Here is a 14,948-nt window from a genome sequence, read left to right as displayed (position 1 = left end):
ATGATCCTTGTCATCAATGCCCTCGACGATGCCGAGCACTTGGCGGCTATCCGCGAACGGATCGCGCTGCTCGACTGGCGCGACGGGCGCGAGACAGCTGGCAAGGTCGCGCGCGAGGTCAAGCGTAACGAACAGGCCGCGATGGACAGTGTCGCAGGGCGGGCGTTGCAGGACGAGCTGTTTCGTGTGGTTAGCGACAATGACGTGCTGACCGCCGCTGCACAGCCGCGCCGTTTTTCGCCGGTCATCATCAGCCGGACGGGCGTGGACGGCAAGTATGGCGCGCATGTCGATAATGCGCTGATGGGGCGCGGCAACCGGCGGCTGCGCACCGATCTGTCGTTCACGCTCTTCCTGACCCCGCCGAGCGAATACGAGGGCGGCGAATTGGTGATCCATGCGGCGGGCATGACGCAGGCGTTGAAAGAGGAGGCAGGATACCTGGTGCTCTACCCTTCGGGCAGTATTCACGAGGTCAAGCCGGTCACGCGCGGCACCCGCACCGTATGTGTGGGCTGGATCGAAAGCACGGTGGCCGATCAGGCCCAGCGCGAGATGCTGTTCGATCTGGAAAACCTGCGCACGGCGCTACGCCAGACCTTGCCCAGCCAATCAGCCGAGTTGCTCACGCTCGACAAGACCATCGCCAACCTTTTGCGGATGTGGGCGCGATCCTGAGGCTTTGCGGACAGCGGGCTTTTTGGCCTTCACGGTGAAGTAGAGGATCAGGCTTACGCCGATCACGCTCGGCCCGGCCCAGATTGCGGGGTTGAACACCTGTTCGGGCACCATCCGGATCAGCCCGACCGATAGAAACGCGGTGTAGGCTGAAATTCCCATGCCTATCAATGCACGAAAATGCTCGCCCACGTAGGTTCCCTTGGGCGGATCATTCTTGCGCCAGATGTAGCGTTGCTGGATCAACATGGCGACAATTCCGATGAACGCGACCAGCATCATCAGCGGGTGACCGACCATGCCGCCGTAAAACCCGCACCATGCCCCCGAGATCACCACGGCTGCGATCAAGGCCTGATGGCGCGCGCGCCGCAGCTTTTGCCGGGCGCGGGAATGACGCACCACCGCCAGCCCGTAGTCGACAAAACCGATGGTCAGGATGCCCAGATACAGCATCATCCATCCGAACAGCCCATCGAACAGGGCGCGATCCGTGACCTCGGGGTGCCGCAGTTCTGACCCGTAAAGCGAAAGCAACGCCATGGCGATTGCCAGCGCGCCCGCCCCCAGAAAGCCGTAACAGGTCGCTTTACCCCACTTGCGGTGATTGGCTGCGCCCTTGCGGGTCACGATCGGCCCCCAGAACGCCGCCAGCCCCACCGCACCGGTGACGACATGCACAACAACAAGGGCTTCAAACAGCGCCATGCCCGTCAGGATGACACAAACGTGCCTTCGGGCCTAGTGCCTGTCACCGCACCCGCGACGGTGCGATCAGCACGGCGTTTGCGATCATCAGGTCCAGCCCTTCGAGATAGGCGCGGGCCGAGGGGTCATGCGCGAAGCCAATCACCAGCCCGCGTCCCTGCGGCTGCGCCATCAGGTAGGGCTTGTACGCAAGTTGGCGCCGGTTCTCGTCCCAGACATAGCCACTGGCGATGAGGTTGCCCGGCGCGGCGAAGCGCAGCACGTTGATCCCTTTCGCCCGGTCGAGCGGGGTAAAGATCTGCGTGCCCGTTGCCAGCACCACGGCGCCGTTATCATAGCCCGCGGAAAGGAAATGATCGGGCTCACCCACCACATTAAGCAGCGCGCCTGGCAGCGTGTCGGGCAGGGCGGCCTGGTCCTTGATCGTGTCGCGGTATTCGGCGTCGCTGGTGATCGCCAGCCCTTCGGCCAGGTCGCCCGTTTGTTCGTCCGTTTCGGCAGGCTCACGGCCCAGCGCGGCTTCGCGCTTCACCGCCAGCAGGGGATTGTCGCCCCCGCTGAAGGTCTCAAGGCTTTCGCCAATCGCCACCAGCACCCCGCCGCGCTGGACGAAGCTGCGCATGGCGCGCAGGCCAGCGTCACCCAGAACGGCTACTGGATTGCCCTCTGGCACCAGCACGACATCATAATCGGACAGGTCGGCGCGGCCCAGCCGGCTGGTGCGGATCGGCGTCACTGGGAGGCCGAGGCGCTGTTCGAGAACATAGCGCAAGGCCCCGGCGCTCAATTGCGAGACGCCATCGTCCCACGCCACGGCGACCCGCGGCAACGTCAGCCGCACAAAATGCTCACTGCCAAGATTCGGCCCATTGTCCACCCAGCCGCTATCCAAAGCGACTGTATGCGCGCCGACCTCACGCGCGAGCGCGGCCAGTCGAGCCATTTTCTCCGGCGTGTTTGAACCCGCCGGGAACACCACTGTGCCGCGCGGGAAATCGCGTCCGCCGGTGGTGAAGGCCCGGTCTGTCGCCCGCCCGTCGATGCCATCACGCAGCGCCAGCGCAACAAGGCGGGCCTGCCCGCTATCGCTCCACGGCACGGCGATGGCAAAGTCGCCGGAGCCTTCGACCTTGGCTGTGATCGGCGCATCGGCGCTCATCGCGTCGCCGCTGACAGCGCTGTTGCAAAGCGCGACTTCGACACCCGCCATCGGGCCGACTGACCAGGCGGTGACATCGTAAAGCTCGTGCGGCAGATCGACCGACCGGCGGCGCTCCTGCTCGGCGAGGAAATCGGGCGGCAGCGGCGTGTCGCGGTCAAGCAGGCTGCGCACCAGCCGCGCGGCGGGCTGGGCCTGCGGAACAGCGAGGTAGCCTGCCGGATAGGACTTGCCGCACACGCTCGCGCTGCCTTCGCGCCGCAACACGGTAATGCCTTGATGAGCCAGCCGCCGTCCGAGCCGCTCGGCATTCCAGCGGCGCTTCGCCAGGTCGATCACATAAGTTGCGCGCCCGGCGCTGCCGCTGGCATTGCCGCTGCGATAGGCGGCATAATCGCTCAGGAACCGTGCCGGATTGTCCGCCACGGCTGCGGCAGTGGCGAGGCTGGCGGTGAAGTGGTTTTCGATCCCGTCGGCATAGGTCAACTTGGTCCCGTCACGCCGTTCGAAGACAAGGCCGCGCGCCGAGCCCTGTTCGTAGGTGCTGCCGATCGCGCCCTGATGCGCGTTCCAGGTGTCGCCGTAACCGGGGTAAAACAGGTCGTAGACCTCGCGAGTGAAATAGGGCTCACCACGCGCATCGAAAGCGGCGGCGTTGTAACGCCCGATCAACTCGTAGGCGCGGATCTGTGCGGGCGAGAGGTTAGGATTGAAAGGCTGGGCGGCGGGGGAGAAAAAGTAGGTCTCGTCCCCGCCCATTTCATGCAGGTCGACCACCACGACCGGGTTCCACTGTCCGATGGCGGCGACCTTGCCGCGGGTCTCGGGCTGGGACAGCGTGAACCAGTCCCGGTTCAGGTCAAACATGTAGTGGTTGACCCGCCCGCTCGGCCAAGGCTCGTCATGCTCGGCCGCCTGACGGTCGGCGGCGGGCACGATGCCGGTCGACGCGAGAAAATTGTTCGCGAACCGCGCGCGCCCATCGGGGTTCTGCATCGGGTCGATCACCACGATGGTATTGGCCATGATCTTGGCCGCCCGCGGATCGCCATCGGCGGCGAGCAGGTGATAGGCGGTCATCAACGCCGCATCGGTCGAGGAAATCTCATTGCCGTGGACACCGTATGCCAGCCATGTCACCGGCAGGGCCGATCCGTTTCCTGCGCGCCCGGCAGCGATGTTCGCCATGTCGGCGCGGATCGCTTCGAGGCGGCTGATGTTGGCGGGCGCGGACAGGACCAGGTAATATAGCGGACGTCCCTCCCAACTGACTGCATATTGCACCAATCGCGCACGATCCGGCGCGGCGTCGGCCAGCGCCTTGAGATAGGCGTAGGTCTGATCGGGCGAGGTGATGCGTGTGCCCGGCGCGTGGCCGGCGGTCTGCGTGAGCGTGGGGATTGCGGCATCGAATTGGGCTTCGATGAAGGACTGCGCTGCGGCCGGCTGGCCCGCACCGATCAGAGCCGCCATCAGGACAAGGCACCGACCCCGAATATTCTTGTGCATCACAAACCTCGCTTGATCGCCCGAAAGCGTGAGCCATGAGCCTTGCCGCGAAGATCGCAGCCCGGTCAAGACAGGAGGGGCAAATGACGCAAAAGCCGTAATCAGCACGGTTGGCAGTCAGACCATTTCCGCAACCAGCGAAGGAAGGAAATGGTGGGCGCGACAGGGATTGAACCTGTGACCCCACCCGTGTGAAGGGTGTGCTCTACCGCTGAGCTACGCGCCCGTCTCGGGGGCCTTGCGGTCCGGACAGGGGGGCGCCTTTAATCGGGCCTTGCACGCTTGGCAAGCGTTGGCCGTGTATCGATGCGCGATTTCGCCACTGTCTAGCGCCCGGCAAGCCACGCAAGCAGCGCGAACATTCCATCGGGCCGTGTTGCGGCGGCGGCCGGTGTTGCAGAGCCTGCGGGGCATTCGGCGCAGTATGCCTGTACGCCGCGTGTCCCCAGCAAGCGTTCCACATCGCGCGCGACGCGTGCGCCAAGGTGTTCGCTGCGGGCCGCGGTCATGGCGAAAAGATCGCCATTGTGCACGGCAGGTGCGCGGGCGGTCTGGCTGGTCACGAGTTGACGGATCAGCGAATCGTAATTTGCATCCTCAGCGCCAAGGTAGACTGCGTGCCAGCCGCCGTCCTTGAGATCGGCTTTGCCGGCCGCCCAGGTGAGCGCCGCATCAAGCCCGCCAAATTCGTCCACAAGACCGTTCTGGCGCGCCGTGCCGCCATCCCAGACGCGGCCTTGCGCGATCCCGTCAACCTGTTCGACCGACATCTTGCGCCCCTTGGCAACAAGGGTGAGGAAGTCTGTATAGGTGCCACTGATCGAGGTCTGTAGCAGCGAATCGATTGCCGGCGTGAAACCACCGATCAGGTCCGGCTGCCCCGATAGCGGGGTCGTACTGTAGCCATCGGAATTCACGCCCAGGCGCGCTGCGGCCTGTTCGAAGGTGGGGATCACTGCAAAAACGCCGATCGAGCCGGTGATGGTCTCGGGTTCTGCAAAAATGCGATCGCTCGACATGGCGACCCAATAGCCACCGCTGGCGGCAACATTGGCGAAGGATACCGCGATCGGGATCTTGCGATCACGGTGGCGCTGAATGGCGCGCCGGATTTCTTCGGACGCGGTGGCCGAACCACCCGGCGAATCGACCCGCACCACCAGCGCGGCGAGATCATCATCAAGTGCTTCATCAAGCAGGTCGGCGATACGCCGCCCTCCGGCCGTTCCGGGCCCAGCTTCGCCGTCAACGATTTCACCCGCTATGGTGACCACACCGATGGCCTTGCCGGGGCGATCCTTGCCCAGTCCGGCAAGGAAGGCATCGAATTCGCTTGACGCATAGCTTCCGGGCAGTTTGCTCCACGGGTCCTTCCCGGCCAGTTCCGCGACGCGCGCGCCGAACTGCGTCCGGTCACCAAGCTTGTCGACCAGACCGGCTGTCACAGCGGCCTGCGCCATGTCCCCGCCTGAGCTTTCGATCCAGGCGACCGGATCGCGGGTCACGCGCGCCAGTGCAAGCTTGGGGCGGGCCTTGGCCACATTCGCCTGCCATTCCTCCCACAGCGCGCCGTAAAGCCCGCGGATGTTCTCGCGCGCTTCGTCCGACATCGACGTACGCGAGAAAGGCTCGACCGCTGACTTGAACGTGCCCACGCGGTAAACCCGCGCATTGATGCTCAGCTTCTCCAGCAAGCCTGCGTAATAAAGGCGGTTGCCGCCGGGGCCGGAAATCACGGCCAGTCCCTGCGGGTCCAGCCATACTTCGCTGGCGTGGGCCGCCAGCAGCATGTGATCATCGGCATAGCCCACTGCGTAGGTCAGTACCGGCTTTTTCGCTGCGCGCAGGCGGTCCATCGCTGCGCCGATATCCTTGAGATGCACCTGTCCGCCGCCCAGGAAGGTCGTCAGGTCGATCACAACCGCCTTGATCCGATCATCGGTGGCGGCCGCGTCCAGGGCGCGGACCACGTCACGAGCGCGGTATTCGCTGACCGGCGCCGTGCCCGATAGCAGCGTCGCGATCGGATTGATCGTCGATTTTTCCTCGACCACGGTGCCGTCGAGCTCAATTAGCAAAGCGCCTTCACGCACCTGACCCGGATTGGGCCGGGCCGAGAGCGCCGCAAACAGGCCGATGAAAAACAGCAGCATGAACATGAGCACAAGCCCGTCCTTGATCCCCACCAGGACCTTCCAGACTTTGCCGACAAAACTCATGCTTACGTCCCTTTTTTCGCGTCTTCGTTGATCTAGGGGCTTTGAATGGCGACCGCCATCGGAATCCTTACGCGATGGGTTGAGCGACGGATGTGGCTCGACTAGGGGCGTTGGCTGGATGGATGCGCGCCAAACCTCACCGGCCTCGGGCCGATTTCCAGCCGGGCGACTGGCCTTTCCGCATCGCGACCTCACCGGCATCGGTCATCTGCAGCGGCACGAAATTCTTTATCTGCTGCACGAGGCGGACCAGTGGGTTACGCTGAACCGCCAGCGCACCAAGCACAGTGATTTGCTGGCGGGTCTGACGATCATCAACGCCTTCTTTGAAAACTCCACCCGCACGCTGCTGAGTTTCGAGATTGCGGGCAAGCGGTTGGGCGCGGATGTCGTGAACATGCATGCGGCCACGTCGAGCGTGAAGAAGGGCGAAACGCTGATCGACACTGCGATCACGCTGAACGCCATGCGCGCCGATGCGATTGTGATCCGGCACGGCTCCTCAGGGGCAACCGGGTTGATTGCCGACAAGGTTGATTGTCCAGTTTTGAACGCAGGCGATGGCAGCCATGAACACCCGACCCAAGGCCTGCTTGATGCGCTGACCTTGCGCCACGCCTTGGCCGAACGGGGCGAGGGGGCGGAAGATTTCACCGGGCTGAATGTCGTGATTTGCGGCGATATTCTGCACAGCAGGGTGGCGCGATCGAACATCCTGTGTCTGACCGCGATGGGCGCCAATGTCCGCGTTTGCGCGCCGCCTGCGCTGATGCCGGTCGGGATCGAAGCGATGGGCGTGGAGGTATTCCACCACTTCGACGCGGCCTTGGCAGGCGCAGAGGTGGTGATGATGCTGCGCCTGCAATCCGAGCGGATGAGCGGGCAATTCGTCCCTTCGGCCCGCGAATATCACCACCTTTATGGCCTGACAGCCCGGCGGCTGGCGCTGGCGGCGCCGAACGCCTTGGTGATGCATCCGGGGCCGATGAACCGCGGGGTCGAAATTGACAGCGAGGTCGCCGATCTTGTGGGGCGATCGCTCATTACCCGTCAGGTCGAGATGGGCGTGGCAATCCGCATGGCGTGCCTTGAGATCCTGACCCGCGAGGCGCGCGGCGTTGAGGGGTGGGGGGCATGAAGCAGGCACGGCCGCTCACCATTATCAATGCGCAAGTGGTCGCCCCCGGCGGCGTGACAGCCGGCGCCCTGCGCTGCGCCGATGGCATTATCCTTGCGGTTGGTCCGCAGGTGGCGGCCGAGAGCGATGATGAGGTTATCAATGCACGCGGGAAACTGCTCGCGCCCGGTATCGTCGATCTCGGTGTCTTTGCGGTCGACAAGCCCGCGTTCCACTTTGGCGGGATCACCCGCGCGGCCTTGATGCCCGATCAATCCCCGCCGCTCGATCTGCCGAGCCGGGTGAACTTCATCGCCAAAAGCGGCAAGCCGGATCTGTGGGTGCACCCGCTCGCTGCGGCAACGCGAGGGCTTGAAGGGCGCGAGCTGGCCGAGATCGCGCTGATGCAGGATGCGGGCGCGCGCGGGATTGCCACCGGGCGGCGCTGGATTGCGGATAGCGGCGTGATGCTGCGGCTGCTGCAATATGCCGCGATGCTCGACCTGGTGGTTGTCGCCCATGCCGAGGATGGCGGGCTGGCCGCCGAGGCGGCTGCGACCGCGGGCGAAATCGCGACCCGGCTGGGCCTCCCCGCTGCGCCGGCCGAGGCCGAGGCGCTGGCCATTGCGCGGGACATTGCGCTGGCGCAGATGGCCGGGGCGCGGCTGCATATTCGTCAGGTCACAACGGCCCGAGGCTTCGATCTGGTACGGGACGCCAAGGCGCGCAGGGTAGCGGTTACCTGCGGGATCACGCCGGCCCATTTCATGCTGTCCGATCTGGCGACGGCGGATTTTCGCACCTTTACCCGGATCGCGCCGCCCTTGCGCAGCGAGGCTGACCGTCAGGCGGCGCTGGTGGCGATTGGCGATGGCACGGTCGACGTCATCGCCAGCGGTCACGACCCGCGCGGGGCCGAAGACAAGCGCCTGCCTTTTGCCGATGCGGCGCCCGGAATGGCAGGGGCCGAGACGCTGCTGGCAATGGTGCTGGGGCTGGTGCGCGACGGTGTGATGGACACCGCCCGCGCCTTCGATTGTCTGGCGCGCAATCCCGCCCGCCTGCTTGGCGTTACGGCGGGCGAACTGGCGGCGGGAATGGAGGCGGATCTGGCCCTGATCGACCCGGACGCCCCGTGGATCATCGACCGCCGCAAGATGGAGGCGACCGCCGATAACACCCCGTTCGATCGGCAGGGCGCACAAGGCCGGGTGATCGGGCTATGGAAGGGCGGGGTGCGGATCGGGCTTTAGGCCCGGTCCTACATTCGGGCCTTGGGCAAGGCTCTGTCTGGCGGCGTGAAACATGGCCCACGAAGGGGTCTAGACGGGGTCTAGCAGGGGTCTAACCATGGTCTGGACGGGGCTGTAACCGCTTGGCGCTGCAGGAATCCCGTGCGATTTTCCGCAGATTTCCGCCACTTTTGATCGCGCAGGCAATGTTTCACGAGGTAGACTTGCGCCAGAGTGCGTTTAACGTGCCAGAACGCCCTATCGCGGCTGCCTTCCTGTAGGAAAGCCCATCCACTTGGCTTGTGCGCATACGAAAATCTCCCGGGCAGCGTGACGCCATCCGGGAGCATAATTCGTAAATTTCCGAGAATCAGGGACGTTACCGGATGCGCGACGCCACCTGCACGTCGCGCTTCAGCGCGCCCGCGGGCGGAGTGGTTGCCGCATAGGCAAAGCAGCCGCGTCCAGCGGACTTCACCGTGCCGCACATCGACTTTGCGCTTCTGGGGCCAAAGCCCGCTGCGGCGATCCGCCAGAACGTGCGTCCATTGACCACGGCCTGCGTGATGACAGGATCGTGATCCTTGAGCTGCGGGAACTTGCCCTTGAGCACGTTCCAGCCGCGCTCGGCTTCGATCTTGCTGTCGTAGGCGCCAAGCTGGACGAGGTGCGAGGCGGCGGCCTTATCGCTCTGCACGTCGCTCTGCACGTCGCTCTTCACAGGCGCCGGAACGGTGGCGGGTGCCGTACGGCGCTGCGGCGAAGCGGCGGCAACCCGCGAGGCGGCAGGCGCTGCGCGGACAGGAAGTTCCTGAATGACGGGGTTCGACACGTAGCGCACACCGCCATTCGATGCTGCGGCCATGCGAGGCGCCGGTTGCGGCGCAGGTTGTGGGGCGGCAAAGGCCTGCGCAACCGTGGCGGGCTTGGCCACCGGCTCAGCAACGGCAAGAGCCGCAGCGGGCGGGGCGGGCATCTCGGCTTGGGCCATCAGCGTGCCGTTGTCCGAAGGCTTGGCCAGCGCCAGTTGCAGCGGCTGGCCACTGTCGGCGCGGGGGCTGACATTGAGCAAGGTTGCGATGCGTTGCGCGTACATTTCCGGTGCGGACATCGTGGCCCATTCGCCCAGTCGGGCTTCAAGCTGGTCGGCCGGCACATCTTCGGCGGCCATCACCCGCGCCGCGCGCCAATTGCCTGCCAGCGCGTAGGTGTAGGCCAGGTTCTGGCGCAATTTGGGCGTGGTCGATTCGGCTGAACGCACTGCGTTGACCAGCACATGCATTCCGCGTTCGGGCTGCCCGGCTAGCGCCAGCGCAAGCCCAAGATCGGTCGGGTCGATGGCTTGCGCATAGTCATCAAGCGCGGACACAGCGGTCCGGGCATCGCCCAGCGCGATCTTGGCCAGCGCAAAGCTCAACACCGTGCGCGGGTTTTCGTCCCCCAGATCGAGCGCATCGCCAAAGCTGGTGGCGGCCGAACTGAACCGCCCGGCTTCGAGATAGGCTGCGCCCAGCAGCGCACGGTAACTGGGATTGCGCGGCTCGGCGAGGACGGCGGCTTCGGCATGGTCGATGGCCTTGGCCACCTGCCCCTTTTGCAACGCGGTTTGCGCGCGGCTGAACGATTCTGCGGCCTGCGGCGCGGCGTTGGCGGCCATGCCAGCCAAGGTCAGGCCTGCGATGGCAGTGGTAATGGCGAGCGCGAGGCGCGGCGCCTGGTGAGGCTTGGAGCGGCTGCCGGTGATGATGCTGCGGTCCATAGTCAATTCCCCTGGTGGTGGTCTTCAGCGTGTGTGGGTCGAAGCACCGATCAATGGCGCTTCATGTGGTTGGCGATGACATCGAGATCGTCATATTCGGCCAGCAGCCGGTCCAGCGCCTCGGTGACGAGCGCCTGGGCGCTGATGCCCTGCATGGTTGCGGCAAGGCGCAGCTTGAGATGGCGGTCGGCGTCAAGCCGCAGCGTAAAGGCGGCGCGGCGACCCGTCTGGACTGACGCGACGCGGGGCGCGAAGGCCGGTTTTGCGGCGCGTGCCGGAGCCGGGGCCTCGACTTGTGCAACAGGTTCGGGCTCAGGCGCCGGGACGAGCGGCGCGTACTGAACGCCTGTCTCCTCGCCGTTGTCGTTGTAATCCTCGTCGTCGAAGGCTTCGCCGTAGACCGGCTCGTCGTCTTCGTCGTAATCGGGTTCGTGATCTTCGGGGCCGGTCATCACCGCGTCGGCCAGCACGCGTTCTTCGAGGCGGCGTTGCTGACGGCGGACGATCGGGCCGCCTTCTGCAAAGGCGCCGGCTACGAAATCATCGGCAGACAGGTCGGCGTTGATCGGAACGATGTCCGCGCCGGACAGGCGACCGTCTGCTGCATCCGAATCGCCCATGTCGTTCCAGCCGAGGTCTTCAAGCTGTTCGTCGGCCAATTTGGCGATGGTCGATTCGTCGGCCACCAGCGGCGCGACCTGCGGGCGCATGGCGGGCTTGGCGCCGCCCTTGCGGGCCAGCAGCGATGGGCCGAGTGAGGCAAATCCGGGTTCGGACATGGTCGTGTGGCCCCCGCGCGCTTACTGCGCCACCCGGCGACCGAAGCCCCCGGCCGGACGCGGCACACCACCCAGTTGCTGGCCCACGCCATTGGGGGCAGGCGCAAACACGGTGCGGCGGAAATTCTTTTCGAGCCGGTCGGCAATGTAGCGCCACAGGGCGGCGATCTCGGCGGCCGAGCGGCTTTCGGCATCCACCTCCATCACGGTGCGGCCATCGATCATCGAAGCGGCAAAATCCGTGCGATGGTGCAGCGTGATCGGCGCGACGGTGCCATGCTGCGACAGCGCGACTGCAGCTTCCGAGGTGATCTTGGCCTTGGGCGTGGCGCCATTGACGACAAACACCAGCGGCTTTCCGGCGCGCTCGCACAGATCGACGGTCGCGCCGACAGCGCGCAGATCATGCGGGGAAGGCCGGGTCGGCACTACGATCAGTTCGGCGACCGAAATCACCGATTGAATCGCCATGGTGATGGCAGGCGGTGTGTCGATCACAGCGAGCTTGAAGCCCTGCTGGCGCAGCACGGCCAGATCATTGGCGAGCCGGGCCACAGTGGTCTGCGCAAAGGCGGGATATTCCGCCTCACGCTCGTTCCACCAGTCCGCCAGCGAGCCTTGCGGATCAATGTCGATAAGCACGACCGGGCCAGCGCCTGCGCGCTGGGCCTGGACGGCGAGATGGCCGGACAAGGTGGTTTTGCCCGATCCACCTTTTTGCGATGCCAAAGCGAGTACACGCAACGCTTGGGTCCCCCTGAATTGTTCCGCGTCCGGGCCGCCCTATTGCGACGCCTGACAACGGCTGGATGGACACGGGATCGCAGGATACCCCTAATTTAGGGTTAAAGCCTTAGATCTTAAGGGAAGGGCGTGCGGGGCCATCGACACCGGCTTGGGGCCCAAGTTAGTCTGCGGCAGGCGCAGGCAACGATTTGCTAACCAAGTTTCAGCTAAAATCCGGTATGGGTGAGTTCCTCTGACACACCGCGAGGCAGGACAGCAATGGCAAGGATCACGACAACAAACGGGGCGGCCGCCGCCTTTCGCATGGCGGCCATAGGTTTGGGCGCGGCGGCGCTCGCGCTGGGATCGGTGCCCGCGCTGGCAGACGTCAAGGCCGGCGTTGACGCCTGGAGCGCTGGCGATTTTGCCCGCGCCGTTGCGGAGTGGGAAGGCCCGGCGGCAGCGGGCGATCCCGATGCGCTGTTCAACCTTGCGCAAGCCTATCGGTTGGGCCGCGGCGTGGAGGTCAACAATGCGCGTGCCCGCACGTTTTACGAACAGGCCGCCAGCCTTGGCCATGTGAAAGCCGCCGACAATTACGGGCTGATGCTGTTTCAGGAAGGCGAGCAGGAAAGGGCGATGCCGATGATTCGCGCCGCCTCCGATCGCGGCGATCCGCGCGCGCAATATGTGCTGGGTCTGTCGCACTTCAACGCCGATTACGCCCCGCGTGACTGGGTACGCGCCTATGCGCTGATGACACTGGCGAATGGCGCAGGCCTGCCGCAGGCGAGCGATGCGTTGGCGCAGATGGACCGCTTTGTGCCGCAAGGCCAGCGCAGTGAGGCCCAGACGCTGGCCCGCGAGCTGGAAAGCGGGGCGCGCTCGCAACGCTCGGCCGAACTTGCTGCCGTGGAACTTGCGATGCAGCCGGTATCGGCGGCAGCGGTGACGCAGCCGGTCACGACCGCATCGGCGCAGCCGGCCACACGCACTCCAGCGACGGCGACGGCGACGGCGACGGTAATGGCTGCGGCGACCACTGCGCCCAAACCGGCAAATCCCGCCTTGGCGCCCCGCAAGCAAGGCACCTGGCAGGTGCAGCTCGGTGCGTTCGGGGTGGCGGGCAATGCTGACAGGCTGTGGAACCAGATTGGCGGCAACGCCGCGCTGGCCGGAACCACCAAGACGCTGGTGCCCAGCGGCAAGCTTACCCGCTTGCTGGCAACCGGCTTTGCCAGCCAGGCCGAAGCGCAGCGCGCCTGCGCGGCGCTGAAGCGCGAAGGCACAGCCTGCGTGGTGGCGGGACAGAGTTAGGCGCGAGACATGGGTTGGCTGGGGCAGGAGCGGTCTTCCCAAGCGCGTGAGACTTGCTAATCTGCGCCCGGTCACAGGCCGGGGGACAGCCATGAACGATACGCTTGCGCCGCATGCTGCCGACGCGATTGTCGGCGATCCGCAACCAGCAATCGCTCCGGTTGCCGCGGGCGAGCGCATCGACACGCTCGATTTCATTCGCGGGTTGGCCGTGATGGGCATTCTGGCTGCCAACATCGTCGGCTTTGGGCAGCCGTTCGAGGCCTATATGTACCCGTCTGCGTTTCTGACCGATCCGGGTGACCCCGGCGGATGGATGTGGATCGCGCAATTCGTCCTCATCGATGGCAAGATGCGGGGCCTGTTCACTCTGTTGTTCGGCGCGGGCATGTACCTGTTCATGGAGAAAGCCTGGGCCCGCGGCGCCACGCGCGGTCTTCAGGCGTGGCGGCTGGCGATCCTGATGGCGTTCGGGCTGATCCACTTCTTCTTCATCTGGACCGGCGACATCCTGTTCTACTACGCCTTGTTCGGCTTTCTTGCGCTTGCCTGCCTCAAGTGGAGCGTGAAAGCGCAGTTGGTGGTGGGACTGGGCGGCTACATGCTGGGCGTGCTGGTGATCGGCGCGGCGCTCACCATGCCTTGGCTGATGACCGAAACTGCGTTTGGCACATCGACCCCGGAAATGGCGGAAGGGCGCGCCGAAGTTCTCGCCAGTGTCGAACCGGCGCTGGCGCGGGGCGAGGTGACCAGTGCTGCGATCGCTTCGGGCGATTATGGCGCGCTGATCCGCTATCGTTTTTCCGAGCAATGGTCCGAACCGCTGTCCAATGCCGCGCTTTTCGGACTTGAAACGTTACCGCTGATGCTGATCGGCATCGCGCTTTACCGGCTTGGCTTTTTCAGTGGCGCTTTTGCGCGGGCCAAGCTGCTGCGCTGGGGGTGGACCGGATTGATTGCGGGCGGCCTTGCGCATCTTGGTATCGGGCTGTCCATGAAGGCCGGGGGCTTTACCTATTTTGGCACGCTGGCCGGATTTGCCGGATGGAGCATATTGCCGCGGCTGTGGATGGTGATGGGGCTGGCGGCGGTGCTGGTGGCCTATGCGCCCGGCGCCAGTGGCTGGCTGGGGGACCGGGTGCGTGCGGCGGGCCGGGCGGCGTTCACCAATTATCTTGGCACATCGATCCTGATGATGTTCGTCTTTCACGGCTGGGCGCTGGGTCTGTTTGGAGAGCTCAACCGGCCGCAACTCTACGTCGTCGTGGTGCTGACGTGGGCGGTGATGCTGGCATGGTCCAAGCCGTGGCTTGACCGCTTCCGCTATGGACCGCTGGAATGGTTGTGGCGGTGCCTGACCTATCGGACGGTGTTTCCGTTGCGTCGGTGAATTTCCCACTTGTTATTAAGAACAATTCGCATATCTTGCATCCTGCAAACGCTTCGCAGGAAAGATTCGCGCCACCATGTACATCTGCATCTGCAATGCCATTCGTGAGACTGATTTGCGCAACGCCGCGCTGAGTTGCGAAGGCGACGCTGAAGCGACCTATGCCTGCCTGGGCAAGCGCCCCAATTGCGGCCAGTGCCTTGATGATGCGCAAGAAATCATCGAGCAGGAACGTGCTGCGGCATCGTGCGATTTGTTCGCAGTAGAGGCGGCCTGACCCGCGATTGCGAACGTCTCGCAAGCGACTGATTCGCAAAGATAAATTCCGCACACCCCTTGCGGACAAGCCTCTTCC

General features: G+C 64.9%; 12 protein-coding genes and 1 tRNA gene. 6 read left to right on the top strand and 7 right to left on the bottom strand.

The annotated features are described in order from the left end of the window. Window positions 1-678 carry a Fe2+-dependent dioxygenase gene (locus ACRANW_RS14570; protein ID WP_479432470.1) on the top strand — a complete coding sequence of 226 codons (678 nt, stop codon included), beginning with the start codon at window positions 1-3 and terminating at the stop codon, window positions 676-678. Here ACRANW_RS14570 and ACRANW_RS14565 read toward each other — a convergent pair. From ACRANW_RS14565 to sppA, 4 genes are all read right to left on the bottom strand, one after another. Beyond that, window positions 613-1,386, bottom strand: coding sequence for a hypothetical protein (locus tag ACRANW_RS14565; protein WP_479432469.1), 774 nt, complete (start codon window positions 1,384-1,386; stop codon window positions 613-615). The two genes, ACRANW_RS14570 and ACRANW_RS14565, sit on opposite strands and share 66 nt — an antisense overlap. A gap of 43 nt (window positions 1,387-1,429) precedes the next feature. Next, on the bottom strand, window positions 1,430-4,018 hold the full coding sequence (locus tag ACRANW_RS14560) for a M14 family zinc carboxypeptidase (protein WP_479432468.1): 2,589 nt from the start codon (window positions 4,016-4,018) through the stop codon (window positions 1,430-1,432). Between the two features lie 187 nt (window positions 4,019-4,205). Continuing rightward, window positions 4,206-4,280, bottom strand: a tRNA-Val gene (locus ACRANW_RS14555). Window positions 4,281-4,380: 100 nt separating this feature from the next. After that, window positions 4,381-6,273, bottom strand: coding sequence for a signal peptide peptidase SppA (gene sppA, locus ACRANW_RS14550; RefSeq protein WP_479432467.1), 1,893 nt, complete (start codon window positions 6,271-6,273; stop codon window positions 4,381-4,383). A gap of 118 nt (window positions 6,274-6,391) precedes the next feature. Between sppA and ACRANW_RS14545 the strand changes: the two genes are divergently transcribed. Next, entirely contained in the window at window positions 6,392-7,411 is a 1,020-nt protein-coding gene (locus tag ACRANW_RS14545) for an aspartate carbamoyltransferase catalytic subunit (RefSeq protein WP_479432466.1), read from the top strand. Then, window positions 7,408-8,643, top strand: coding sequence for a dihydroorotase (locus ACRANW_RS14540; RefSeq protein ID WP_479432465.1), 1,236 nt, complete (start codon window positions 7,408-7,410; stop codon window positions 8,641-8,643). The genes ACRANW_RS14545 and ACRANW_RS14540 overlap by 4 nt, the downstream gene beginning before the upstream one ends. 358 nt (window positions 8,644-9,001) lie before the next feature. On the opposite strand, the gene ACRANW_RS14535 is transcribed toward ACRANW_RS14540, so the two are convergent. Genes ACRANW_RS14535 through ACRANW_RS14525 form a run of 3 tightly spaced genes read right to left on the bottom strand, consistent with a single transcriptional unit; the run spans window position 9,002 to window position 11,904 of the window. Beyond that, entirely contained in the window at window positions 9,002-10,381 is a 1,380-nt protein-coding gene (locus tag ACRANW_RS14535) for a tetratricopeptide repeat protein (protein WP_479432464.1), read from the bottom strand. A 50-nt stretch (window positions 10,382-10,431) separates the two neighbouring features. Next, entirely contained in the window at window positions 10,432-11,160 is a 729-nt protein-coding gene (locus ACRANW_RS14530) for a type II toxin-antitoxin system HicB family antitoxin (RefSeq protein ID WP_479432463.1), read from the bottom strand. A gap of 21 nt (window positions 11,161-11,181) precedes the next feature. Beyond that, on the bottom strand, window positions 11,182-11,904 hold the full coding sequence (locus ACRANW_RS14525; protein WP_479432462.1) for an AAA family ATPase: 723 nt from the start codon (window positions 11,902-11,904) through the stop codon (window positions 11,182-11,184). 261 nt (window positions 11,905-12,165) lie between these two features. Between ACRANW_RS14525 and ACRANW_RS14520 the strand changes: the two genes are divergently transcribed. The 3 genes from ACRANW_RS14520 to ACRANW_RS14510 all read left to right on the top strand — a co-directional run bounded on the left by ACRANW_RS14520 (window position 12,166) and on the right by ACRANW_RS14510 (window position 14,870). Next, window positions 12,166-13,203, top strand: coding sequence for an SPOR domain-containing protein (locus ACRANW_RS14520; protein ID WP_479432461.1), 1,038 nt, complete (start codon window positions 12,166-12,168; stop codon window positions 13,201-13,203). 91 nt (window positions 13,204-13,294) lie between these two features. After that, the gene (locus ACRANW_RS14515) at window positions 13,295-14,593 is read left to right on the top strand and encodes a DUF418 domain-containing protein (RefSeq protein WP_479432460.1); all 1,299 of its coding nucleotides are present in this window, start codon (window positions 13,295-13,297) and stop codon (window positions 14,591-14,593) included. 76 nt (window positions 14,594-14,669) lie between these two features. Then, window positions 14,670-14,870, top strand: a complete 201-nt coding sequence (locus ACRANW_RS14510; protein ID WP_479432459.1) for a (2Fe-2S)-binding protein — start codon at window positions 14,670-14,672, stop codon at window positions 14,868-14,870. Window positions 14,871-14,948: the final 78 nt, after the last annotated feature.

It is taken from the genome of Erythrobacter sp. 'gip.4 top 5', from assembly GCF_056495765.1.
This window is presented reverse-complemented; position numbering and strand designations above follow the sequence as displayed.